Origin of the sequence: Citrobacter europaeus (genome assembly GCA_020099315.1) — a bacterium.
GTDB lineage: Bacteria > Pseudomonadota > Gammaproteobacteria > Enterobacterales > Enterobacteriaceae > Citrobacter > Citrobacter europaeus.
Genome location: CP083650.1, coordinates 516,448 through 540,016 on the forward strand (window position 1 = coordinate 516,448; position 23,569 = coordinate 540,016).

General features: G+C 53.3%; 23 protein-coding genes. 12 read left to right on the forward strand and 11 right to left on the reverse strand.

Annotated features, from left to right (window positions below; all coding sequences use genetic code 11):
- Window positions 1-75: 75 nt before the first annotated feature.
- A complete protein-coding gene (locus LA337_02460) occupies window positions 76-1,002 on the reverse strand; it encodes a LysR family transcriptional regulator (protein ID UBI16577.1) in 927 nt (308 codons plus the stop codon).
- A 219-nt stretch (window positions 1,003-1,221) separates the two neighbouring features.
- On the opposite strand from LA337_02460, the gene LA337_02465 reads away from it, so the two are divergent.
- On the forward strand, window positions 1,222-2,454 hold the full coding sequence (locus LA337_02465; GenBank protein ID UBI16578.1) for a dicarboxylate/amino acid:cation symporter: 1,233 nt from the start codon (window positions 1,222-1,224) through the stop codon (window positions 2,452-2,454).
- Between the two features lie 30 nt (window positions 2,455-2,484).
- A complete protein-coding gene (gene metC, locus LA337_02470) occupies window positions 2,485-3,675 on the forward strand; it encodes a cystathionine beta-lyase (GenBank protein ID UBI16579.1) in 1,191 nt (396 codons plus the stop codon).
- 80 nt (window positions 3,676-3,755) lie between these two features.
- Here the strand turns inward: metC and mdtM are convergent, their stop codons facing one another.
- The 3 genes from mdtM to LA337_02485 form a co-directional block, all read right to left on the reverse strand.
- Window positions 3,756-4,997: a multidrug efflux MFS transporter MdtM gene (mdtM, locus tag LA337_02475; protein ID UBI16580.1), complete on the reverse strand. Its 1,242-nt coding sequence runs from the start codon at window positions 4,995-4,997 to the stop codon at window positions 3,756-3,758.
- A gap of 324 nt (window positions 4,998-5,321) precedes the next feature.
- Window positions 5,322-5,972, reverse strand: coding sequence for a LysE family translocator (locus LA337_02480; protein ID UBI16581.1), 651 nt, complete (start codon window positions 5,970-5,972; stop codon window positions 5,322-5,324).
- Between the two features lie 48 nt (window positions 5,973-6,020).
- Window positions 6,021-6,836, reverse strand: coding sequence for an AraC family transcriptional regulator (locus LA337_02485; protein UBI16582.1), 816 nt, complete (start codon window positions 6,834-6,836; stop codon window positions 6,021-6,023).
- Between the two features lie 230 nt (window positions 6,837-7,066).
- On the opposite strand from LA337_02485, the gene LA337_02490 reads away from it, so the two are divergent.
- On the forward strand, window positions 7,067-8,017 hold the full coding sequence (locus LA337_02490; GenBank protein ID UBI16583.1) for an Rpn family recombination-promoting nuclease/putative transposase: 951 nt from the start codon (window positions 7,067-7,069) through the stop codon (window positions 8,015-8,017).
- Window positions 8,018-8,068: 51 nt separating this feature from the next.
- Here the strand turns inward: LA337_02490 and LA337_02495 are convergent, their stop codons facing one another.
- The gene (locus tag LA337_02495) at window positions 8,069-9,481 is read right to left on the reverse strand and encodes a PLP-dependent aminotransferase family protein (GenBank protein ID UBI16584.1); all 1,413 of its coding nucleotides are present in this window, start codon (window positions 9,479-9,481) and stop codon (window positions 8,069-8,071) included.
- A gap of 177 nt (window positions 9,482-9,658) precedes the next feature.
- On the opposite strand from LA337_02495, the gene LA337_02500 reads away from it, so the two are divergent.
- The 7 genes from LA337_02500 to hcp all read left to right on the forward strand — a co-directional run bounded on the left by LA337_02500 (window position 9,659) and on the right by hcp (window position 14,200).
- Complete coding sequence (locus tag LA337_02500; protein ID UBI16585.1) at window positions 9,659-9,823, forward strand: DUF1127 domain-containing protein; 165 nt, start codon at window positions 9,659-9,661, stop codon at window positions 9,821-9,823.
- A gap of 145 nt (window positions 9,824-9,968) precedes the next feature.
- A complete protein-coding gene (locus LA337_02505) occupies window positions 9,969-10,433 on the forward strand; it encodes a MarR family transcriptional regulator (GenBank protein UBI16586.1) in 465 nt (154 codons plus the stop codon).
- Between the two features lie 6 nt (window positions 10,434-10,439).
- Window positions 10,440-11,507: an HlyD family secretion protein gene (locus LA337_02510; GenBank protein ID UBI16587.1), complete on the forward strand. Its 1,068-nt coding sequence runs from the start codon at window positions 10,440-10,442 to the stop codon at window positions 11,505-11,507.
- Window positions 11,497-12,561: a DUF2955 domain-containing protein gene (locus LA337_02515; protein ID UBI16588.1), complete on the forward strand. Its 1,065-nt coding sequence runs from the start codon at window positions 11,497-11,499 to the stop codon at window positions 12,559-12,561. Before LA337_02510 ends, LA337_02515 begins: the two co-directional genes overlap by 11 nt.
- Window positions 12,562-12,839: 278 nt before the next feature.
- Window positions 12,840-13,202, forward strand: coding sequence for a DUF2778 domain-containing protein (locus tag LA337_02520; GenBank protein UBI16589.1), 363 nt, complete (start codon window positions 12,840-12,842; stop codon window positions 13,200-13,202).
- Complete coding sequence (locus tag LA337_02525; GenBank protein UBI16590.1) at window positions 13,202-13,708, forward strand: hypothetical protein; 507 nt, start codon at window positions 13,202-13,204, stop codon at window positions 13,706-13,708. Before LA337_02520 ends, LA337_02525 begins: the two co-directional genes overlap by 1 nt.
- Window positions 13,709-14,200, forward strand: coding sequence for a type VI secretion system tube protein Hcp (gene hcp, locus LA337_02530; GenBank protein ID UBI16591.1), 492 nt, complete (start codon window positions 13,709-13,711; stop codon window positions 14,198-14,200). It abuts the gene before it with no gap.
- Window positions 14,201-14,294: 94 nt separating this feature from the next.
- Here hcp and LA337_02535 read toward each other — a convergent pair whose 3' ends face one another.
- Complete coding sequence (locus LA337_02535) at window positions 14,295-14,657, reverse strand: SymE family type I addiction module toxin (GenBank protein UBI16592.1); 363 nt, start codon at window positions 14,655-14,657, stop codon at window positions 14,295-14,297.
- 198 nt (window positions 14,658-14,855) lie between these two features.
- Here LA337_02535 and LA337_02540 point away from each other — a divergent pair, with 198 nt between their 5' ends.
- Window positions 14,856-15,770, forward strand: coding sequence for a restriction endonuclease (locus LA337_02540; GenBank protein UBI16593.1), 915 nt, complete (start codon window positions 14,856-14,858; stop codon window positions 15,768-15,770).
- Window positions 15,771-15,978: 208 nt separating this feature from the next.
- Here the strand turns inward: LA337_02540 and yjiA are convergent, their stop codons facing one another.
- The 3 genes from yjiA to btsT form a co-directional block, all read right to left on the reverse strand.
- Complete coding sequence (gene yjiA, locus LA337_02545; protein UBI16594.1) at window positions 15,979-16,935, reverse strand: GTPase; 957 nt, start codon at window positions 16,933-16,935, stop codon at window positions 15,979-15,981.
- A gap of 12 nt (window positions 16,936-16,947) precedes the next feature.
- Window positions 16,948-17,142 (reverse strand): YbdD/YjiX family protein, encoded by a 195-nt coding sequence (locus LA337_02550; protein ID UBI16595.1) that lies wholly within the window; start codon window positions 17,140-17,142, stop codon window positions 16,948-16,950.
- A 114-nt stretch (window positions 17,143-17,256) separates the two neighbouring features.
- Window positions 17,257-19,407 carry a pyruvate/proton symporter BtsT gene (gene btsT / locus LA337_02555; GenBank protein ID UBI16596.1) on the reverse strand — a complete coding sequence of 717 codons (2,151 nt, stop codon included), beginning with the start codon at window positions 19,405-19,407 and terminating at the stop codon, window positions 17,257-17,259.
- Between the two features lie 490 nt (window positions 19,408-19,897).
- Between btsT and tsr the strand changes: the two genes are divergently transcribed.
- Window positions 19,898-21,559 carry a methyl-accepting chemotaxis protein gene (gene tsr, locus LA337_02560; protein UBI16597.1) on the forward strand — a complete coding sequence of 554 codons (1,662 nt, stop codon included), beginning with the start codon at window positions 19,898-19,900 and terminating at the stop codon, window positions 21,557-21,559.
- A 69-nt stretch (window positions 21,560-21,628) separates the two neighbouring features.
- On the opposite strand, the gene LA337_02565 is transcribed toward tsr, so the two are convergent.
- Together LA337_02565 and LA337_02570 are read right to left on the reverse strand one after the other, a co-directional pair.
- Window positions 21,629-22,144 (reverse strand): GNAT family N-acetyltransferase, encoded by a 516-nt coding sequence (locus tag LA337_02565; protein UBI16598.1) that lies wholly within the window; start codon window positions 22,142-22,144, stop codon window positions 21,629-21,631.
- Between the two features lie 52 nt (window positions 22,145-22,196).
- Complete coding sequence (locus tag LA337_02570) at window positions 22,197-23,558, reverse strand: MFS transporter (GenBank protein ID UBI16599.1); 1,362 nt, start codon at window positions 23,556-23,558, stop codon at window positions 22,197-22,199.
- Window positions 23,559-23,569 lie beyond the last annotated feature (11 nt).

A 23,569-nucleotide genomic window follows, 5' to 3' on the forward strand; every position in this document is an offset into this window, starting at 1 on the left:
AGGCTTAAGGATATAGCCAGACGGAGGGATCGCGCAAAAAATGTGGAGCGCCTCCCATTTTCAGGTGGGTAAAGCTTACTCCGGGATCCAGTTGTCCCAGGCGGGCAAGGGGCCGAGTTCCGCCACCAGAAAATCGATAAACGATCGCACCTTCGGATTGCTGTACTTGCTGGGAAAGTACAGCGCATACAGGGCGTGAGTTTCACAGGTGATGGTGCCGTCGAGCATCAGCGGCGTTATCTCTTCTTTTTGAATATGATCGCCAATCAGATAGGTGGGCAAATACGCCACTCCCTGATCTTCTAACACCGACTTCAGTAATACCAGGCTGCTGTTGGCCTGGATTGGCATATGCAGTTTTAACTGGTGCAGACGATCCTGTTCATCCGCCACCTTCAGCACCGGCGTGAGGCCTGGGTAAACCAGACAATCATGGTTGACCAGGTCGCTTCGGCGCTGGGGCATGCCTTTTTTGGCAAGGTAGCCGGGTGAAGCGCAGTACGCCCAACGGACTGGCACCAGCTTGCGCATCGCATAGTTCTGCGGCGGTGCGGTGGAGATGCGCAGGGCGATGTCGAAATCCGTTTCGTTCAGATTCACGAAGTTATCGTTGAGATCGATATACAGATTCACATCCGGAAACTGGGAGCGATATTTATCCACCAGGTTCACCAGTCGGGAATAACCAAACGCAATTGAGCAGGTTATGCGTAATTCACCCTGCGGGCTGTGGTAATAACCGGAAGTGGTATTCAGCGTTTCATCGAATTCTTTCAAAAGCTTATTAGCGCGGTTGAAGAGATATTGCCCGGCGTCGGTCAGGGTAATACTGCGGGTCGTGCGTTTAATTAATGTCGTGCCTAGCGTGTCTTCCATCGCGGCCAGGCTTTTGCTGACCGCAGACGGCGATACATTGAGCTGCGCCGCGGCTTCTGACAATCCTCCGCAGTCGACGATTTTAGTAAAAAATTCCAGATGCTTGAGTGAAATCGGCGTACTCATAGTTTCCTTTAATTCACAAGTGATTTGCAAAAACGGTACGAATAGGCCGTTACATTCGCCTTTTAAACATGCAACTATTGAATCACAGGAAACAACTTGCTGGCAAAATGAAAAAATAACAACTTAGGTGAGTTACGTCACAAAATAAAAGGAGGCGAAACGGAAACTCATCACATTGTGAATTTAATCTCATTAATTATTATTCTAAAGGTACCGATTATGTGGTCACGACTCGAACCCTACAGATCGTCGATTATTTTATTAGTTGCTCTGGTGATTGGCGGCTTATTAGGTATTTATGCCCCATCGTTTGCAAGTAAACTCCAGCCAATAGGTCAGATATTCTTAAACCTGTTATTTATGATTATTGTGCCGCTGGTGGGGATCAGCGTCATGTCTTCGATCGCCAGTATGACCGACCTGAAAAGGTTAGGGCGCATTATGGCGATAATCTTTATTGTTTCGATCGCCATGGCCTTTATTCCGGCCGCCGGGATCGTCGCGCTGGCGCTATGGTATAACCCGGCGCAGGGCGTCACTATCGATCTCTCGCAGTCGGTGCAGGCGGGCAGCGGCAAGATGGATTTTGTCAGTATGATCACCACCAGCGACTTTATTGGACTGTTTTCTAAGTCCAATATTCTGGCGCTGATCGTGATGGCAATCATCGCCGGTGTGGCGATTGGCCAGTCGGATCAGGCCGGTAAACGCATTGCGTCGCTGCTGGAAGATGCCAATACCGTGATCATGAAGATCGTGTCGATCATCATGAAGGTTGCGCCAATTGGTCTGGGCTGCTACTTCGCCGCCACCATGGCCAGTCAGGACTCGGCGCTGCTGTTAACCTTTGCCCGTGCTATCGGCCTGTTTATGGTCGCCACGCTGGTCTATTTTGTTTTTGGCTCAATTCTTTATTCGTATATTGGCGGCGGTATTCCGGCGGTCAGAGCCTTCTGGCGTAATGCGATTGAGCCGTCTGCCACTGCGCTGGGGACCTGCTCTTCGCTGGGGACGCTGCCGGTAACGCTGCGTGCCGGTAAGGCGATGGGGATTAACCCGGAAATCGTTGATGTCTCCATTCCGCTGCTGGTTAATCTCAACAAAGGCGGCGTGGCGATGATTGCCGCGCTAAAAATTGTCTTTATCTATTCCGTGCTGGGCATGGAGTTCACCACCGAGACCTTCTTCCTGACGATGCTGATCGCGGTGCTCTCCGCCATTATTGTCGGCGGCGTACCGGGCGGGGCATTCCTCGGTGAAATCTTTATCGTCACCACGCTCGGCCTGCCGATGGAAGCGATCCCGATGCTGGTGGTGCTGGGCACGATTACCGATGCGCCGGCCACACTGATCAACGTTATCCATGATTTGAATGCGGCGCAGATTGTCGAACGGTTCGCTGGAAAAAAGCAGACCAACACTGAAATAAACTCTACTGCTGCGGTGGTATAGGTTTCACACGGATTAAGAACAGGAGATGTTATGAAAGACGCAATGAAGCTTGAGACGCACCTGGTTGTTGCTGGTCGTGACAAACGCTACACCCAGGGAGCGGTGAATCCGGTTATCCAACGCGCCTCTTCACTGGTATTTGATACCGTGAAGGACAAGAAATTTGCCACCGCCAATCGCGCGAACGGCGAGCTGTTTTACGGTCGTCGCGGAACCTACACCCACTTTGCCTTTCAGAAGGCAATGAGCGAGCTGGAAGGCGGCGTTGGCTGCGCGCTGTACCCGTGCGGCGCTGCGGCGGTGACCAACGCGATTCTGGCGTTTGTTCAGGGTGGCGATCATATTCTGATGACGGGCGCGGCCTACGAGCCAACTCAGGATTTTTGCAATAAGATTCTGAGTAAATTCAACGTGGAAACCACGTATTACGATCCGCTGATTGGCGCTGGGATTGTCGATCTTCTGCGTCCGGAAACGAAGGTTGTATTCCTCGAGTCGCCGAGTTCGGTCACTATGGAAGTTCAGGATGTGCCGGGAATGGTGAAGGCTATCCGCGCGGTGAATCCAGAGATTGTCATTATGATCGATAACACCTGGGCGGCAGGCGTGCTGTTTAAAGCACTGGATTATGGCGTGGATATTTCCATTCAGGCGGGAACGAAGTACACCATCGGTCATTCGGACGGCATGCTGGGCACGGCGGTGTCGAACGCCCGGTGTTGGGATCGCCTGCGCGAAAACTCCTATTTGATGGGGCAAACGCTGGACGCCGATACGGCCTACAACGGCAGCCGCGGATTGCGCACCCTGGCGGTACGTCTTAAGCAGCATCAGGAGAGCAGCATCCATATTGCCCGCTGGCTGTCGGCAAGGCCGGAAGTGGCGCGGGTGAATCATCCGGCATTACCGGAATGTCCGGGCCATGAGTATTTTCAGCGCGACTTTACCGGAAGCTCAGGCCTGTTCTCGTTTGTGCTGAAAAAGAGACTGACCGACGAACAGATGGCGAATTTCCTCGATAACTTCTCGCTGTTCCATATGGCCTATTCGTGGGGCGGATTTGAGTCGCTCATTCTGGCTAATCAGCCGGAAGAGCTAAACAGCATTCGACCGGCAGGAGAGGTGGATTTCAGCGGTACGCTGGTCAGGGTGCATATTGGCCTCGAGGATATCGACGACCTGATTGCCGATCTGGACGCGGGATTTGCCCGCATTGCGTAAGGTGACGTGATCGTAGCCGGATGCGGCGCAAGCGCCTTATCCGGCCTACTACAACTCTGCAGGCCGGATAAGCGGGCAGGTTAGTTTTCAGTGGCTAACGTGGTTACCTCATGCTGGCGTACCCGTTTGAGCAAACCTGCCAGCGTGAACACGACAGCAATCCCCGCCACAACCGCCAGCAGATGAAATGAAATCCTGCCGCCGTTAAACCACAGCCAGCGTCCGATTTCGACAGAAACCGCCATGACTGTCAGGATCACCATATTCAACGACGCCGAAACCGTACCCTTCGGTAAGTTGTTGGAAAACAGCGTAAAGCGGAACAACGTGGGGAAAATCATTCCAATGCCAAAGGCATACAGGCTGGTTCCCAGCACCGACCACAGCCAGACGTGCGGCCACAGTAAATTGCCGGCAATCAGCACCGCCAGCCCGCTCAGTTGAATGGGGACCGCTCGCCAGATAAAGTGCGGCCGGGTCGGATCCTTCACAAAACGAACAACCACCATATTGGCGACGATCACCGCGCCAAATACCGGCGCCTGGGCCCAGGCAAACTCCGTTGTGCTCATACAGCCTGCGTCGATCAGAATAACCGGCGAGACCGCCACCCAGCTCATCATCGGGATATAGCTTAACGACAGCGTGGCTGCGCCAGACAGGAACACCCGATTACGGAAAACGTCACGGAAATCACGCAGTACGCCGCGTGCACTGAACGGCACTGCGCCGCGCTGGACGGTTTCCGGCATGGCTAACGCTAATCCAATCAAGGCGATAAGCCCCATGGCGGCAATAATGGCAAACAGGATCTTCCAGTGTACAAAGTGCATCAGCGCAGCCCCGGAGAGCGGGCCAATAACCGGCGCCACCAGCACTATGGAAGTGATTATCGCCATCAACTTAATGGCCTTTGTTTGCCCAAACGCCTCCTGTACCGTGACGTAGCCAACAGTCGCGATAAAGCAGATGCTGGTGCCCTGCACAAATCGGGCGACCAGAAATTGCGTCATTGAGGTGGTGAACAGTGTGGCAGTGCAGGCGAGCGTAAAGATTAAAGCCCCCGCAATCAGCACCGGTCGACGGCCAATCCGGTCGGAAAGCGGCCCCAGCAGCCATTGCAGCGCCATGCCGCCCGCCAGATAAAGGCTCACTGCAGCGGGCGCCAGGCTGACGTCGGCGTTGAAATCACGCACCACATTGATGATGCCGGGCTGGATCAGGTCCGTGGACAGATAGGCGGCGAAGTCATATAAAATCAACGCGACAGGAAAAAATAGCGTTGTGGCGCGTTGGGAGAAAAACGCGAGAATCCGTTGCATAAAACAGCTCCTTGTCGGGAGAAAACCCTCAACGGGAATAGCGAAATTCAATACCGTCTTTGAGACGTCAGACCGATGACAGAATAAAGCAGACTGCAAATGTACTGAATTTCATGTAATCAAAAACGCTGCCTGCGCGAAGCGCAAACAGAAGATACGTTCACTGACGCGGGGTCAGAAAACGTAACGATTACAGGTAACAATCAGCACATCGCACCTCAGGAAGAGTAAGTTGAACGGGTAATAACCATCCGCAGTGTAATGCGGATTGGATATTAATTAAACGAGTTTATCCGGTTTATTTGCAGAAAATCGCCGCGCAAATCAGACTACGATGCTCTGCAAAAACCGCAGCGCGATGGCACAACCGAAGATAATCAATACCCCCCCAGCGATACGCTCTACCCACAATATCCCTCTGGTTAACCATCGCTGGATCTGCGGCAAACCGATGAACATCACGATCAGCAGATCCCAAAACAGGACCACGCTGGTCATCCAGATCCCGCTCATGGTTTGTTGCAGCAGCGTCACCGACGGGCCGAGCAGGGCGGTCATCAGCGCCAGATAAAACAGTGCATTTTTGGGATTGAGCAATGATGAACCCAATCCCAGCAGCAGCTGTTTGCCAAATCCCGGACAGGTAGACCGGGCGTCCGCTCCGGTCAGCGTTTGCGGGCGGCTGCGTATCAGCAGGCTGCCAATCCACAACAAATAGAGCGCACCCAGCAGTTCAATAACCGTAAACAACAGGGGAAGCTGGCGCAGGATCCCCCAACCGATAATCGCCAGCAGGATATACAGCCCGTTGCCGAAAGCGATCCCCACGCACAGCCCGGCGCTGCCGCGCATCCGGTAACGTACGGCATAACCGACCAGTAAAAAGAAGTCCGGTCCGGGGCTGAGCAATGCGACAAAATGCGCCAGCGCCAGCGCGGGGAAAGCAGAAGGAAAAAGTTCAGTAAGCAACGACATAGCGACCTCAGAGAATGAATCTGAGATCACCGTACGTCTGGCGCAGCGCTAATTATTGTCTGATATTGATCGTCCCAACGCGTACTGGCGCGGTGTGGCTGCGGTGTAGCGAACAAAAGTGCGATGGAAATGGCTCTGGTCGGCAAACCCGCTCTGGTAGCCGACATCGGCAATCTCGTCTCCAGCCCGCAGACGCTGGCGGGCATAGTCAATCCGCAGAATGTTCAGATAACTTCCCGGCGTCAGCCCGGTGTCCTGCTTAAAAGTACGGATCAGCGTCTCTTTACGTATGTGACACTCATGTGCCAGCTCATCGAGTGAGGGCGGAGCGAGCAGGCTGGACTGCAAGCGCTCGCGCAGATACTGGCTGGTGGCGCTTAGGTTTTCTGGTGTTACCGACTGCAATGGCAGCGAGTGCAGCAATTTTCGTGCAGCATCTGTTATTAGCGTCGTTTGCCGTTGCGGCACGAGTGCCACAAGGTGCATATAACGCTGGAATATTTGCGCATCGCGGATAACGGGAGCACGCGTGCAAAGCAGTTGATTGTTGTTCTGCACAGCCAGATTAGCCAGACACCACCGGGCATCAAGGTAAAGCATGTGGTAGCTGCGAAACTGCCCGTTGACGGGATTACAGCTGTGAGGCACCAGCGGCGGGATCACAATCAGATCGCCCACCTGCAGATGGTATTCTTCGCCATCGCACAGACAGCACGTTTCCCCCTCGAGAATTGCCCCAATCGAGAGCTGAGAGTGGTGATGACGCTTATAGGCCTGCTGGCTTTGCCAGGTGCTGCGCAGCTCCAGCCACGGCAACTGCTCATCACGCCAGAACGATTGTGGAATATCCCGGGTATGCGTCACATCGAGTCCTCCATGAAAGTGATGATTTGTTATAGCACAGGCAGAGTGGTGAAAAAGTGGGAATGTGCATTGAGATAGCGATTCTGCGTGATGTGTTCCAGACAAATGCAGACGTTACATAAGGACGTATTTATCCCGGAAATCGCCTCGCAAAGAGATAAAGTTGCAGATGAGGGGACAGTTTTACGGCGCTACAGTCACGGCATCTTATTTCCAGGTGATGGATCGCCATGAACAAAGCTCCCACTTCCACTCCGCACGATGCGGTCTTTAAAACGTTTTTACGTCACCCTGAGACCGCCCGGGATTTTCTGCAAATACATCTTCCCGCTTCGCTACGCGAACTTTGCGATCTTCAGACGCTGAAAATCGAGTCAGATAGTTTCATTGAAGAGAATTTACGCGCGTACTATTCCGATGTGCTGTGGTCGGTGAAAACCACGGATGGGGATGGATATATTTATGTAGTGATTGAACACCAAAGCACACCGGATGCGCATATGGCATTCAGACTGATGCGCTATGCGATAGCGGCTATGCAGAAACATTTAGACGCCGGGCACAAGCAGTTGCCGCTGGTGGTGCCGATGCTGTTCTATCACGGCGCTAAAAGCCCGTACCCTTATTCGCTGTGCTGGCTGGATGAATTTGCCAACCCGAAGCTGGCTCGTCAGCTGTATGCTGCGGCGTTTCCGCTGGTGGATATTACGGTCATACCGGATGACGAAATTGTGCAGCATCGACGTATGGCGCTGCTGGAGTTAATCCAAAAACACATCCGTCAGCGCGATCTTATGGGGCTGGTGGAGCAAATTGTTTCCCTGCTACTTACTGGACTGACTAATGACAGCCAGATAAAGACGCTGTTTAATTATATTTTACGAACTGGCGATGCACCTCGATTCAGTGAGTTTATTCGTGGGGTTGCCGAACGTTCACCGCAACATAAGGAGCATTTGATGACGATTGCGGACAGATTGCATGAGGCCGGATTTCAAAAAGGATGGCTTGAAGGCAAGCAGGAAGGTAAACAGGAAGGCAAACAAGAAGGGCTGATAAAGGGGCGACATGATGAGGCGCTGCGTATTGCCCGCACCATGCTGGCAGATGGCATTGATATCAGCACGGTACAAAAAATTACCCGGCTATCCGCTGAAGATATTCAGGGCTTAAGCCATTAGATATGACTTAAACCGCCTAATCGCCTGCCCGGAAGCACCGGGCGCTTCGGTTTACTCTATCGCCGTTTTTACCGCCTCGCCGAGCTTTTGCATCACTTCCCGATGCTTCTCGTTTGGCGGCAATGCACAATTGATGCGCACGCAGTTGCGATACTTTCCGGATGCGGAGAACAGCGAACCCGGCGCGACCTGGATTTTCAGGCGACAAAGCTGCTTTGCGACGCAGACCATATCGACCTGGAGCGGCAGTTCGACCCACAGCATAAAGCCGCCTTTCGGGCGGGTGACGCAGATCCCGCAGGGGAAGTATTCCCGTACCCAGCAGGTATAGATTTCCATATTGCGCTGATAAATCTGGCGCATACGCCGGATATGCCGATGATAATGACCTTCGCGCACAAAGGAAGCCGCTGCCAGTTGCGTAGCGGGAACGTTAGTGCCAATGACGGCGTACTTCATGTGCAGCAGCTTGTTGTAATAGCGACCGGGCACCACCCAACCCACGCGCAGTCCGGGGGCGACGGATTTGGTAAACGAACTGCAGAGTATTACCCGACCGTCGCTGTCCCAGGAGTGGATCGTGCGCGGGCGTGGGTACTCCGTTGCCAGCTCGCCATACACATCGTCTTCAAAAATCACGATGTCGTGACGCTGGGCGAGGGCGAGCACTGCCCGCTTACGCGCATCCGGCATAATGAATCCGAGAGGGTTGTTGCAGTTGGGAACCAGCAGCACACCTTTGATCGGCCACTGATCCAGCGCCAGCTCCAGCGCTTCAATGCTGATCCCGGTATCCGGATCGGTTGGGATCTCAATCACCTTGATCCCAAGGCCACGCAGCAGCTGCATCGTGCCGTAATAGGCAGGCGATTCAACGGCGACAATGTCTCCGGGCTGGCAGACCGTCAGCAGCGCCAGCGACATTCCGCTCTGACTGCCGCTGGTGATCACAATATCATCTGCATTGACCACCGAACCGCCATCCAGCATCAGTCGCGCAATCTGCTGACGTAGTTCACGGCATCCGGAGATTTCATCGTAGCCAAGTATCGCGCGCAGGTTGTGCTGCGCCACGCGGCTGAGTTCACGCCACAGCGGCTTCAGGCTGGGTTGATCAATGTCGGGCACGCCGCTGCTAAACGGGATTATCGATTTGTCCGCGTTGCCCTTTAGCATATCCAGCACCTGATCCCATTGCGTTATTTCGACCGGACGCTGCACCGGGCGCGACATCGGCGGCACGGGCGGCTGCGCTTTTTGTGGCGCGACAAAATAACCGGAACGCGGCTGCGGTGTGATCAGCTGGCGCTGTTCCAGCGTCTGATACGCCTGCTGGACGGTGCTGATGCTCACCCCGTGCTCCTGGCTCAGGCTGCGAACCGAGGGCAGTTTTTCGCCATGGCGATACAGCCCCTGCTCAATGCGTTCGGCCAGCAAATTGGCCAGATGTTGGTAACGCGTCATGCTGTATCCCTCATGGGTACCATACAGATTAAAAAACCAGTACAGAATGGCGTGAAAAAAGCGATGCAGAACTCTTTTTAACCAATCTGTATGTTAAATAAAAGTACTTTGTGAGTCTGTATTGTTTTGGGCTAAATCCGTGAAGATAAAGCCTCTGACAAGGCGGGGAGGCAAGGTATGGAATTTCACGAGAATAAAGCAAAACAGCCGTTTATTGGGTTTGTACTGATCTGGCGGGCATACAAGGCATGGCGGCTACGGGCGCAAACGCGGCGCGTATTGCAACAGATGAGTGATGAGCGGCTGCGGGACGTCGGGCTACGACGCGATCAGGTGGAGTGATTTTCTTTTATCGACAGAGGCTGGGGGTTATCTCCCGGCCTTTTTATATTCACCGTATTTATCAATTCATGCTTCTGGATAGTCTGTTTCTTGATACTTACCCTGATAAGTATTATTTTCTTTTCAGCGATGAGGGGAAAGTAAGATGACTGAAGATGAACTGTTTGCCCGCCGACCAATGGGTATGCGCATGGCAATGGTGGTGCGCCAGTGGCGGGCCATTATTGATGCTGCCATCACCGATACTGGCCTGACGCAGTCCAGCTGGACGGTACTGATGCAGCTGTATCAACTGGGAGACAACGTCTCGGTCAGCGAACTGGCACAAATGCAGGGCATTGAATTGCCTCCGCTGATGCGCACCCTCTCACAGCTGGAAAAGCAGGGGTATCTGCTGCGTTCCACATCGCCTTATGACAAACGCATCCGCCTGCTAACGCTGACCGCGCAAGGCCGCTTAAGGCTTGAAGAACTTAACCGGGTGATTGAGACATACCAACATCGCGTCACCTGCACCATTCCTGAAGCGGAGCTTGCCTCCTTCAGCGCAACCTTAAATCAACTCGCCTGCAATTTGCGGACAATCCGCGAAGAAGACAATCAACACTAAAAAACTATGATGACCCCAGAACAAAAATTTGCCCGTTGGGTAAGGGTGAGTATTGCCGCTTTCCTGGTAATATTCGCCTGGTTTATCGTTGCCGATATCTGGATCCCGCTGACGCCGGACTCCACGGTGATGCGCGTGGTAACGCCTGTTTCCTCACGCGTTTCCGGCTACGTCTCGCAGGTGCATGTACACAATAATAGCCAGGTGAAGAAGGGCGATTTGCTGTACGAACTGGATCCGACGCCGTTTATCAATAAGGTCGAGGCTGCGCAAATCGCCCTTGAGCAGGCGAAGCTGAGCAACCAACAGCTGGATGCGCAGATAGCTTCCGCGCGCGCCAACCTGCGCACCGCGCAATTCAACGCCCATAACGATAAGACCACCCTTGATCGCTATCAGCGCCTGGGTGCCATGCAGAACGTGTCGCAATCCGATCTCGACAAGGTGCGTACCGCCTGGCAGACCAGCGAGCAGTCGGTGGCGGCGCTCAATGCCAGTATTCAGAACCTGCTGATCCAGCGCGGCGAGCGCGATGACAAGCGTAACGTGACGCTGCAAAAATACCGTAACGCGCTGGAAGAGGCGCAGTTGAACCTCGGCTGGAGCAAAGTGTATGCCCAGACAGACGGTACGGTGAGCAATCTCCAGCTTAGCCCCGGACTTTACGCCACCGCCGCCACGCCGCTACTGGCGCTGGTCAGCCACCAGACCGATATCGTGGCCGACTTTCGCGAGAAAAGCCTGCGCCACACTCGGGTAAATACCGATGCCGCCGTGGTGTTCGACGCCATGCCGGGCAAGGTTTTCTCTGCCCGCGTTACCAGCAGCGATGCCGGTATTCTGGCGGGCCAGGAGCAGGTTAATGGCCAGTTGTCGCAACCGGAACAGTCTACCCGCTGGGTGCGCGATGCCCAGCGTATGCGCATTCACGTCGCGCTGAACGAACCGCTCGACACGCCGTTACCGACCGGGGCGCGCGCCACGGTACAGCTGTATAACAGCGAGGGGATGTTCGCCCGCACCTTTGCCGGGGCGCAGATCCACCTCGTCAGTTGGCTGCATTATGTCTATTAACACGCTGGCCCACGTCTTTACGCCGCACGGGAATATTGTCTATACCGCCAATGATTTTCGCCAGACCCTGCGTATCTCCGTGGCCGGGACAATCGCACTGAGTATCTCGACATTCTACAACGTGCAGTACGGCGTATTTTTTGTGGTTTATCCGCTGATGCTGCTGTCGCTGGTGCCGGTATTCAACCGCCATGTGGCAACACAGTTCGTGTTCAGCGCAGCGGTAAACTGCGTTGAAATGGTGCTGATTGTCGGTTATCTGTCGCAGTGGCCGCTGATCATGACGCTGGTGGTATTCGGCCTGTACGTGATGCGCTTTCGTTTTATGAGCAAAGGCCCGCTGTTTCTGCTCGGTTCGATGGGCGTGGTATGCCAGAGTACGATGCTCAACTTTATGAGCTATCCCACCACCAACTGGCATACGCTGATGTTCTCCAATATGGAAGCCTGCGTCATGGCGGTGGCGCTGAGCGCGCTGCTGCATTATCTGATTCCGGACGTGGAACCCCGCCAGCCGCCGCCGCGCATTGAGAAAGATGCCGCCCGGGTGCGCCATGAATCGCTGCTTTCCGGCACGGTGGCGACGATGATTTTTGTGGTCTTCCAGATCTGCGATTTGAGTGATTCGCTGTCGGCGCTGATGGCAGGCATTTTGATCCTGTTTCCGATGCACTATCGAGGGGCGGTGATCAGCTCGATCTGGCGTGTGGTCGGCGTGGTGCTGGCCTGTCTGTATATTCTGCTGGTGCAGTTGCTTATCTATGATTTCAGCAATCATATGGTGCTGATGATGCCGCTGATTGGCCTTGGGCTGGCATTCAGCGCCCGCCTGCACGTAATGGAAAAAGTCGGCGCGGGCGTGGGGTTTGCCAGTATCACCACCATCGGCATTATGTTTGGCCAGAACCTGCACCCGGATCAGGACCTGGTGTTCAGCGATCTGTACCGCATCACCTCCGTCACCGTCGCACTGGTGGCAACGCTGACCATGGTATTTCTGGTGCATCGGGTGTTGAACTGCTTTGCCGCGACGCGGTTTGTGATTATCGAGTGAGTTGGGGGGGAAGTGCCGGATGGCGGCTGCGCCTGATCCGGCCTACGGAAAGCAGAATTTCCAGGCCCGGTAAGCGGTAACGCCACCGGGCGTTTTTCGGATTGCCTGCTGCTTCACCTTTATCTAATTATTCAGAATATGGTTTATTTGTTCGAGGAATGAAAAAATATAAATTATAAATATTCTGAATTTTAATAATTGTGACCTTATGAACAAACTTAATTTTACGATTAAATATGATAAGTGTGATTATTATATTTTAAAGGGTGTAAAATCAAATGACATGGGAATATAAAGTATCGACAGGTATACTGAGCCATAACGGTGAGTTAATTGCTTATTGCTACAGTGGTGCCGGTGAATCAAAGGATAAACCGAACTGTGAACACATACGTAACAAGGGTCCCATTCCTCGAGGTATTTATTTTATTGCAGGATGGAATAATCACAAAAGCCCCTCCGCTATCATCCTTGAACCTATTGTAGGGACCAATACTTTTGGCAGAGATCATTTCGAAATTCATGGCGATAAAAAAGGGCAGCCACCGGGAACGGCATCTGCAGGGTGTATCATTATGAATGGACAAGATAAGCGCCAAACCATTTACGATTCGGGTGATACAATTTTGGTGGTAAGATAATGAAATTTATTATTATCTTCTTTCTATTTATGCTTTCGGGTGCCTCCTGCGCTGCAGAGCATACTGCACCTCAGCTTCTGCAGATGATAAATGAAAAAGGAGCAAATGCTGTTGTACACACACTTTATAATGACAATGAATCAGAATGGTGGAACCATATTATTCCTGAAATTAGCAAAGGTAATAATGGCTGGTTAACGGTGGCAAGTGCTTTGGAACCCGGAGTTGATGCCAGTACTGCGGAAGATTTGCAGGGGGCGGTATCTGAAGCCATTCCACATAATCCAGCCGGTGTTCTGGCTATTCTCAACGATAAGAGATCATTGCTGACTATTGAGCAGATATGTGCATTTTCCTCTTTCCCTGAGTCAGAAGACGAAATGAATAAGCTATTTGTTAACTCCATCAGGGAAATGTATAAGATCAAAACGGCAGAAGGGAAACGGTGTATTGCGGTCATGATAAATACTGTCGAAAATTCTGTTCCCTTTAATAAGGATTTATAAATGGCTATCCCTGGATATATGTCACTAATCGATGATGCTGGTAATGTTATCAAAGGTAGTGTGATGGTAAAAGACCGTGAAAATCAGATCGAGGTTTTAGGTTTGTATCATAATGTGAGTTACAACTCTGACTTGCATAATGGAAGGGTATTGAGTAAACGTCAACATCGTCCATTTTTAATTGAAAAGGAAATTGATGCTTCTAGTGTGCTTTTGTATAAAGCATTAAGTACCGGAGAAACATTAAGGAAAGCGGCTATTGATCTCTATCGAATAAATGATGCTGGTCAGGAAGAGGTCTATTTCACGATAACCCTGGAAGATGTGAAAGTCGTTACGATTTTTTCACTGATGCACGATGTTAAAGATCCTTATTACGAAAAACAGACCCATCTTGAACTTGCTCAGTTCCGCTACAAGAAGATTACCTGGCACTATCATGATGGGAATATAGTCCACTCTGATGATTGGGATTATCGCATAGGGTCTTGAGTAAATGACTCTGAATAAAATGATGTCACCCTGAGCCGTAATGCAATCAATACACGGCGCTTATACTCCTAAGCGCCGTCTGGCATCTTAGAAGTTATCCCTGCTTGCGCGACTTCGCTGAAATCACGTTGATAAACTCCTGCACCTGCTGTTGCTTACGCGCGGACAGCTTGCACACCCGACGCAGCGACTGTAATAACGCCGGTTCTTCCGGCTCCGGCAGCTTTGTCGTCAGCAGAATGCAGCCGGGCATCACTCTGACATCGAATTTGCAGCCGGTGGTAAAACCGGCGGCTTCCAGCCACTGGCCGAGATGTTTGGCGGTGGCTTCGCCAAACATGCGCATTTTAATGAGGGTGGTGTTGGGGTCGTCGGGGTAGTTATTTTCCGCCGCGCAGGCAATGGCATAAATGAAGTCGTTAACGCCTTTCAGAAAAACGAAGTTAGATTTTTCCATTGTTTTCTATCCAGATCCTGAGCGGGGGATGAATCTATTACCCCAAATCGTAATGGGAGCTATCAGGCTTCATGGTAGCCTTCATGTTCCGTTCAATCAATGAACGATAAGAGAGTAACCGATTCTTTCTTAATGTGTTATTGAGGAATATAGTTCCTGAGAAGGTTATCTGATTTGTATCAATACAGGGATGGATTTATGGCTGTTCCAACATATGACAAATTTATTGAACCAGTGTTGCGTTTCCTGGCAACTCGACCCGAGGGCGCTTTGGTCAGAGAGGTGCGTGAAGCCGCAGCCAAAATGCTTGGGCTAGATGAGCAGCAGCGTGCTGAGACGATTACCAGTGGGCAATTGACGTACCAGAACCGCACCGGCTGGGCGCACGATCGCCTCAAACGTGCCGGGTTATCGCAGAGTCTATCCCGGGGGAAATGGTGTTTAACACCCGCGGGAATGAGCTGGGTTGCCTCGCATCCGCAGTCGATGACCGAGCAAGAAGTGAGTCATTTTGCTTTTGATTATAACGGTGTGAAGCTCAGTAAGCAGGCGGATGCGGTGGCGTTAGATCCACAGCCAGAATCGATTGAGGAGGGTGAGCTTGCCCGAAGCAGCCCGGACGATCGCCTGGAGCAAGCGCTCAATGAGATTCGTGAATCTGTTGCCGAAGAACTGCTGGAGAATCTGCTTCAGGTTTCGCCCGCGCGTTTTGAAGTGATTGTGTTAGATGTGCTGCACCGTCTGGGATATGGCGGTCATCGCGGTGATTTGCAGCGCGTAGGGGGAACCGGCGATGGCGGCATTGACGGTATTATCTCTCTCGATAAGCTCGGGCTGGAAAAAGTCTACGTTCAGGCCAAACGCTGGAAAGGTGCTGTTGGGAGCGCTGAAGTCAGGGGCTTTTATGGTGCATTGCCTGAGCAAAAAGTGAAACGTGGTGTCTTTATTACCACCTCTGGCTTTACGGCGCATGCCAGAGACTATGCTAAAAAAGTTGAAGGTCTGGTGCTGGTGGATGGAGACAGGCTGGTACATCTGATGATTGATAATGATATTGGCGTATCCTCACGTTTACTCAAGTTGCCAAAGCTAGATATGGATTACTTTGAGTAGTGGTAACACTGGAACCTGATTGCGGGTAATGGTGATGGAGCACGTTGTGGGCATCCGTGTTTCTTCTGGCCCAGAAATCAAGTGACTTTTGTGGCTGCGTATCAGCGCTAAACCCATGCCGGATGGCGGCTGCGCCTGATCCGGCCTACGGGAAAGTGCCATTTCCAGGCCCGGTAAGCGTAGCGCCACCGGGCAATTCAGCAGGGGATTACTTCTTCAATCCCGCAAACGCGGCTCTGATCTCGTCTTCCGGCAGATTAATACCGATAAACACCAGCAGGCTGTGCGGCGTTTCGTCGCCCCACGGGCGGTCCCAGTCGGCGCTGTACAGGCGCTGGACGCCCTGGAACAGCAGTCGGTTCGGCTCGCCTTCAATCCACAGCATGCCTTTGTAGCGCAGTAGCTTCTCGGCGGATTCCAGCAGCAGGTTTTCCATCACTCGCGACACGTCGCTGATGTTGACCGGGTAATCCAGCTCGACGACGATCGAGGAGATATCGTTTTGCTTGTCGGCAATAAAGTGGAAGCGCGGTTTGGCGCTGACCACGTTCTCTTCCAGCATAAAACCGTTGGTGTCGAACAGCAGGGAGAGGTCGATGTCACCATGCGTCACGGTGTAAATCGGCGCACGGGCGTTGATGCGCGCCAGGCGCTCACGCAGTTTCTCGCTAACACCTGCGACGTCGGTTTTGGTCAGCAGGATGCGGTCAGCATAGCCGACCTGCGACTGGGCGATGGTGAACTGGTTCATCTGTTCATCAGCATGTACCGCGTCAACCAGCGCAATTACGCCGTCCAGCAGGTAGCGTTCGCAAATCACTTCATGGGAGAAAAAGGTCTGAATAATCGGGCCGGGGTCGGCCATGCCGGTGCACTCGATCACCAGACGGTCGAAATTGATGGTGCCTTTGTCGAGGTTGTCGAGCAGATCTAACAGTGCGTCTTCCAGCTCACTGGAACGGGTACAGCAAATGCAGCCGTTGGTCAGGGTTTTGATCTGCGTGGCGCGATCGCCAATCAGCTGATCGTCCACCGAGACTTCGCCGAATTCGTTTTCGATAACGGCAATCTTGTAACCGTGCTGCTCGTTGAGAATATGGCGCAGCAGGGTGGTTTTACCCGCGCCAAGAAAACCGGTGAGTAGGGTAACTGCAATCGGGGTCATTCACTTCTCCTTCTAACAGCAACTGCTTCCGCCGCTACCGTAGCGGGCTTCCTGGCGCTCGCGGAAGAATTCTTCGTAGGTCATGTACGGCTTATCGGGATGGTTGGTCTTCATGTGCTCGACGTAGTTGTCGTAGTCCGGAATACCAATCAGCATCTTCGCCGCCTGACCGAGATACTTTTTTGCCTGACCTAAAGTACCAAACATTCTATCGTCCTGTTAATGAATAAAGCCGGATGGCGGCTTGCGCCTGATCCGGCCTACGTTAACTGCGGCACTAAGTGATCCTGGCCGGGTAAGCGCTCGCCACCCGGCTTCAGGTTAGTGGTGTGAAGAGGTCTTCACGCCGCCTTCCGGCACCGGTACATACGGTGTCTCTTTATCAGAGCGACCGTTGATGGCGCGGGCTTTCTGCCAGGTACGGAACCCGTAGAAAATGATGCTGTACACCACCACCAGGAACAGAATACTCAGACCTGCGTTGGTGTAGTTGTTGATGACGATGTGGTTCATGTTGGCAATCTGCTGTGCGGTCAGTTCGCCGCCGTTAGCAATCTTCTCTTTGTACTGACTCGCCATGAAGAAGAAGCCTTCCATCTGCGGGTTGGTGCTGAACAGTTTCAGACCCAGCGCCCAGGTGGTGCAGATAAGCAGCCATACTGCCGGAACCACGGTAACCCAGATGTATTTGGTGCGCTGCATTTTAACCAGCACCACGGTGCCGAGAACCAGCGCCACGGCAGCCAGCATCTGGTTAGAGATGCCGAACAGCGGCCACAGGCTCTTAACGCCGCCCAGCGGGTCAACAACGCCTTGATACAGCAGATAACCCCACAGGCCGACGCAGCCCGCAGTACCGATAATGCCCGCAACCAGAGAGTCGGTTTTCTTCAGGAACGGCACGAAGTTACCCAGTAAATCCTGCAGCATAAAGCGGCCAGAACGGGTACCGGCATCCAGTGCGGTCAGGATGAACAGTGCTTCAAACAGAATACCGAAGTGATACCAGAAGCCCATATCAGCCATCGGCAGCACTTTGTGGAACACGTGAGCGATACCCACGGCCAGCGTCGGTGCGCCACCTGCGCGGTTCAGAACGGACGGTTCACCGATGTCTTTCGCGGTCTGCAGGATCTGCTCAGGCGAAATCACGAAGCCCCAGGAGCTGACGGTCGCTGCCGCATGTGCGGTGACATCTTTCAGCTGCGCCATAATCAGCGGTGCGTTTTCGCCGCTCATTTCATGCAGGTTCGGCATGGTGATGCCAAGGCCCGCAGGCGGGGTGTTCATCGCGAAGTACAGACCCGGTTCGATGATAGACGCAGCAACCAGCGCCATAATCGCCACAAAGGATTCCATCAGCATCGCACCATAACCGATAAAGCGCGCATCGGTTTCACAGGCCAGCAGCTTCGGCGTGGTACCGGAAGCAATCAGCGCGTGGAAGCCAGATACCGCACCACAGGCGATGGTAATAAACAGGAACGGGAACAGAGCGCCTTTCCACAGCGGGCCAGTACCATCAACGTACTGCGTCATCGCCGGCATTTTCAGTTCCGGGTTGAGGATAACAATCCCCACCGCCAGACCGACGATAACGCCGATTTTCAGGAAGGTCGCCAGATAGTCGCGCGGGGCGAGGATCAGCCATACCGGTAGCAGCGCAGAGATAAACGCGTAACCGATCAGGGTAAAGGTAATGGTGGTGTCTTTAAAGGTCAGCGCCGGGCCCCAGTACGGGTCGTGCGCAATCACGCCGCCGAAGTAGATTGAGGCTACCAACAGCACAATACCAATCACCGACACTTCACCCACACGCCCCGGACGCAGGAATCGCATGTAGATCCCCATGAACAGTGCGATAGGTACGGTTGAGCAGACGGTGAACACACCCCACGGGCTTTCCGCCAGCGCTTTTACCACGATCAGCGCCAGTACCGCGAGGATGATGATCATGATTAAGAAGCAGCCAAACAGCGCAATGGTTCCTGGGATCGGGCCCATCTCTTCTTTGATCATCTCACCCAGAGATGCGCCGTTACGGCGGGAGGAGATAAACAGCACCATGAAGTCCTGTACCGCACCGGCCAGCACGACGCCTGCCAGCAGCCACAGCGTACCGGGCAGGTAGCCCATCTGCGCGGCCAGTACCGGCCCAACCAGCGGACCCGCACCTGCGATAGCGGCAAAGTGGTGACCAAACAATACGTTACGGTTGGTTGGAACGTAGTTCAGGCCGTCATTGTTGATGACCGCCGGCGTGGCACGCGTCGGGTCAAGTTTCATCACCTTTTGGGCGATATAAAGGCTGTAGTAACGATAGGCCACCAGATAAACAGAAACTGAGGCGACCACGATCCACAGGGCGCTGATGTGTTCACCCCGACGTAATGCCACTACCGAGAGGCAGAATGCACCGATGATTCCGAGAATCACCCAGGGTATGTGCTTGAATATCTTTTTCGTATCCATAGTAAAACCTGGTTTTTTACCCGTCATACTTCAAGTTGTATGTGCGTTGGCTTCATTCGCTCACCCCAGTCACTTACTTTTGTAAGCTCCTGAGGATTCCCTCATTTGCCGCCTTCTTACAACTCGAATTATCTAGGGTACCTATTAATAATTGGCCGAAGCCGCGTGGGTTTGATCTTGTGTTTGAGGAGGTTATTTGACTGCTATGTTGGGGGGATCTTGCCAGAGAATTACGCGCGTAAAGTAAGGTAAATAAGTGAACGGTTGTATGTCAGCTTAAGCGGTCCCAAATGTCAGTGAGCGGTAAGTAGTGGGGATGAGCGGGGAAATTTATGTGATTGAGATCACTAATAAACCTATTTAGATCTTTGGCTGGCGGTGGGCATCGACGAATCGTCGATGCTGAGATCGATTCAACTAGCACGAATTTCATAAAGTTTTCCCTTTCCAGGCCGAAAATTCTGACATCTGTCTAGCGGAAAGAGAAAACATGTTAAAACGAATGAAGATTGTTACCAGCTTACTGCTGGTATTGGCGCTGTTTGGCCTTTTACAGCTCGCCTCGGGCGGCTTGTTTTTTAACTCACTTAAGAATGACAAAGAGAACTTTACCGTTCTGCAAACCATTCGCCAGCAACAGTCTGCGCTGAACGCCACCTGGGTTGAGCTGCTGCAAACGCGTAATACCCTGAACCGGGCGGGCATTCGCTACATGATGGATCAGAGCAATATCGGCAGCGGCGCGACCGTTGCCGAACTGATGCAGGTAGCCAGCACGGCGCTGAAGCTGACGGAAAAAAACTGGGCGATTTACGAGTCGCTCCCGCGCGATCCGCGCCAAAGCGAAGCCGCGTTCCAGGAGATCAATCGCACCTATGACATCTACCACGGCGCGCTGGCGGAGCTGATCCAGTTATTGGGTGACGGGAAGATCAACGCGTTCTTTGATCAACCGACGCAGAGCTATCAGGATGGCTTTGAGAAGCAGTATATGAGTTACATGCAGCAGAACGATCGCCTGTATGACATCGCGGTGGAAGATAACAACAGTTCTTACAGCCAGGCGATGTGGGTGCTGATCTGCGTGCTGATTACCGTACTGGCGGCGATTATTGCGGTGTGGTTTGGTATCAAACTGACCCTTATCTCCCCAATGAACCGTCTGATCGACAGCATTCGTCATATCGCCAGCGGCGATTTGGTGAAACGTATTGAGGTGGAAGGTTCCAACGAGATTGGACAGTTGGCGGAAAGCCTGCGTCACATGCAGGGTGAGCTGATGAATACCGTGGGTGACGTACGTAACGGCGCCAACGCGATTTACAGCGGGGCCAGCGAGATTGCGATGGGGAATAACGATCTCTCTTCGCGTACCGAACAGCAGGCCGCATCTCTGGAAGAAACTGCGGCCAGCATGGAACAACTGACGGCGACCGTGAAGCAGAACGCCGAAAACGCGCGTCAGGCCAGCCATCTGGCGCTGAGCGCTTCTGAAACCGCGCAGAAAGGCGGCAAAGTGGTGGATAATGTTGTGCAAACCATGCGCGACATCACTTCCAGTTCGCAGAAAATCGCCGACATTATCAGCGTTATCGACGGCATTGCCTTCCAGACTAATATTCTGGCACTCAACGCCGCGGTAGAAGCCGCACGGGCGGGCGAGCAGGGCCGTGGATTTGCGGTGGTTGCGGGTGAAGTTCGTAACCTGGCCCAGCGTAGTGCGCAGGCCGCGCGCGAGATTAAGAGCCTGATTGAAGACTCGGTCAGCCGTGTGGATGTGGGTTCAACGCTGGTTGAAAGCGCCGGTGAAACCATGGATGAGATCGTCAATGCGGTAACCCGCGTGACCGATATCATGGGTGAAATCGCCTCTGCTTCTGATGAACAGAGCCGCGGTATCGACCAGGTCGGTCTGGCTGTCGCTGAGATGGATCGCGTGACGCAGCAGAACGCCTCGTTGGTGGAAGAATCCGCCGCCGCCGCTGCGGCGCTGGAAGAGCAGGCCAGCCGTCTGACTCAGGCCGTTGCCGTGTTCCGTATTCAGCATGACCAACAGCGCGCGCGTGACGTTGCCGCCGCAAAACCGGTTTCAACGGCCCAGCCGCGTAAAGCTGCGGTAACGGATGCCGGGGATAACTGGGAAACGTTCTAAACCTGTGATGCCGGATGGCGCTTTCGCTTATCCGGCCTGGGGGAATGTTACGTAGTTGCCATCGGGCAATCAACGCAACATCAGGCGCATGGCGCAGCGTAGTTCGTACGTCTGCCCGTGCGCCGCTTCTTCAGCTCTTTTTTCGCGCAATTCCGGCGAAAGCGTCTCGTCAGCCAGCATTTCAAATCCCAGTCGCGCGTACAATGGCGCATTCCACGGCACACCGCGGAAGGTGGTCAGCGTGAGCGACGTATAACCTTTCTCACGCGCCTGTTTGGCAACATAGTCAAGCAATCTGCGGCCAATTCCTTTTCCCTGCCACTCCAGATGCAGTGAAAGTTCAGCAATAAACAGCGATGACCCCAGCGCTTCGGCAACCAAAAAACCGACCGGACGCGCATCGACCAGCGCCAGCCAGCTCATGCCTGCGGCGGCAAATGCCCGATGTTGAGCAGCCGATATAATCTGGTCGTCAGCAATCCACGCCAGTTCGGGGATAAGTAAAAAACGTTGCCCCGCAGATCGTTCGATGGCGGGAAGAGCGGCAGTGTCTGCCAGAGTAGTCGTGCGCAAGGTGATGTTCATACGAGGAGCATAACATGCCCGATAAGCGTGGTGTTATCGGGCATCTGAAGGATTAATCTTTACGCGGATCGCTGATGGGTTGGCGAACCAGGAAGATGTAGGCGAGGGCGCCCACCATGGTGACGCAGCCGCAGATGATCAGCGCCAGACGGAAAGAGTTGGTGGTATCAACAATAAATCCGGTGACGATCGGCGCAAACGACGCGCAGATAAAACTGGCAAAGTTCTGGATACTGCCCACGGAAGCAGTCATGCGTGAGGCGACGGCGACGTGGATCAGGCCCCAGCACGAGGTGCCGGCGAAGTGGATACAGAACAGCGCCATACCGATCAGTAACACGGCGGCCATCGACGTTGTGGCCTGCGGCACGACGAAGGTGAAGGCTGCTGAGCAGAACATCCCGGCGATAATACAAATCTTACGGCTCTTAATCGGCGCCATACCGCCTTTTACCAGCCAGTCGGTGACAAAACCGTTAATCAGCATGCCGGCTGCGCCAAACAAGAACGGGATCGCCGCCATTAAGCCGGTGCTTTTTAAATCCAGGTTGTAGGAGGTCTGTAGGTAGCCCGGCAGCCAGGCCAGGTATAGCCATGCGGTATAGTTGATGCCGCTAAAGCCCAGCATCATGCCCCACATAGTACGGTTGCGAAACAGGCTGCGCCATTCGGCAAAGCTCAGCGGATCGCGGCGGGCATTGACGCTGCCGGCGTTCAGGTACGCTTGTTCCGTGGCGCTCAACTCAATTTGCTCGCGGTTGCGATACAGCATGTACCAGCCGATGGCGAGGAAAATACCCAGCACGCCGATGGTAATAAACATCCAGCGCCAGCCCATTACCAGCATCATGGCGGCCAGAATCGGCGGGCTAATGGCAACCCCGATGGTCGAGGCGGCGTTAAACAACCCCATCGGGCGACCACGCTCTTTGATGTTAAACCAGTCGTTGATCACCTTTACGCCGCATGGGTTCATCGGCGCTTCGCCAATCCCCATCCCGATACGCACCAGCACAAACTGTGTGAAGCTGTGCACCATGCCGGACATCGCCTGAAACAGCGACCAGAAGAACATCCCGAGTCCTAACATAATGCGCGGACCTTTACGATCCAGCAGCGGGCCGCAGGGCAGTTGCGCAATACCGTAAGCGAGAGAGAAGACCGACAGCAGGACGCCGATTTGCGTGGCGCTCAGCCCCAGTTCTTCCCGAATTGTTAAGTTGGCGACCGATAATGAACTGCGGTCTAGGTAATTAATCACCGCAGCAAAAAATAATAAAATCATTGCTGTGGTCTGAATACGTTTTATTCGGCTACTGCGTTGCACCATGCCCTCAGGCGGAACATTAATATCCGCAGATGACGACGTGCCAAACGAAGAACTCGGGTCGAGGGTAATATTATTTTTTTCCACGCCGGACTCCT